Source organism: Ideonella azotifigens (assembly GCF_006519715.1).
GTDB classification, from domain to species: Bacteria; Pseudomonadota; Gammaproteobacteria; order Burkholderiales; family Burkholderiaceae_C; genus Ideonella; species Ideonella azotifigens.
This window is the reverse complement of sequence record NZ_VIDT01001100.1, coordinates 1-1,244: the sequence shown is the minus strand read 5'-3', so window position 1 is coordinate 1,244 and position 1,244 is coordinate 1. Positions and strand designations below refer to the sequence as shown.

At 68.1% G+C, this 1,244-nt stretch carries 1 protein-coding gene; it reads left to right on the top strand.

What is annotated here, in order from left to right; genetic code table 11:
* Window positions 1-1,244, top strand: a 1,244-nt coding sequence (locus FKP22_RS30860; protein ID WP_141291993.1) for a PHA/PHB synthase family protein, incomplete at both ends; no start/stop codon positions are given.

Below are 1,244 nucleotides of genomic sequence, written 5' to 3'. Positions count from 1 at the left end.
CAACCTGATGCACCAGTCCTTCCTGCTGACCGAGCAGTGGTGGGCCGCGGCCACGCAAGGCGTGTGGGGCGTGGAAAAGCATCACCAGGACCTGGTGGCCTTTGGCGCGCGCCAGCTGCTGGACCTGGCCTCGCCCGGCAACCAGTTGCTCACCAACCCGGTGGTGCTCGAGCGCACCCAGGCCCAGCTGGGCGCCAACCTGGCGCGTGGCTTCCTGAACGCCGTGGAAGACCTGCAGCGCGAGGCGGTGCACGCGCCGCCGGCCGGCACCGAACCCTTCCAGGTCGGCCGCAACCTGGCCGTCACCCCCGGCAAGGTCGTGCTGAAGAACCGGCTGATGGAGCTGATCCAGTACGCCCCCAGCACGCCCACGGTGCATCCGGAGCCTGTGCTGATCGTGCCGGCCTGGATCATGAAGTACTACATCCTGGACCTGTCACCGCACAACTCGCTGATCAAGTTCCTGGTCGACCAGGGCCGCACGGTGTTCTGCATCTCGTGGAAAAACCCGCAGGCCGAGGACCGCGAACTCGGCATGGACGATTACCTCTCGCTGGGCGTAGCCGCCGCGCTCGCCGCCGTGCGAGACATCGTGCCCAAGCAGCCGGTGCATGCCGTGGGCTACTGCCTGGGCGGCACGCTGCTGAGCATGGCCGCCGCCGCACTCGCGCGCACCGAGCCGGAGGCGCTGGCTTCGATGACGCTGTTCGCCGCCCAGACCGATTTCCACGAACCCGGCGAGCTGGGCCTGTTCATCGACGAGAACCAGGTCAGCCTGCTGGAAGCGCAGATGGCGCGCACCGGCTACCTCAAGGCCAGCCAGATGGCCGGCGCCTTCCAGATGCTGCGCTCCAACGACCTGCTGTGGTCGCGCCTGATCAACGAATACCTGCTGGGCCAGCGCGCGACCATGAACGACCTGATGGCCTGGAACGCGGATGCGACCCGCATGCCGGCCCGCATGCACTCGCAGTACCTGCGCCAGCTGTTCCTGAAGAACGACCTGGCCGAAGGCCGTTTCATGGTCGACGGCCACCCCGTCTCGCTGGCCGACCTGCGGCTGCCGGTGTTCATGGTGGGCACGCTGACCGACCATGTCGCGCCGTGGCGCTCGGTCTACAAGCTGCACCACCTGTGCCCGGCCGAGATCACTTTCGCGCTGACCAGCGGCGGCCACAACGCGGGCATCGTCAACCCGCCGGGCGCCGGCCATCGCCGCCATCAGTTGCTGACCCGTCCTGCCG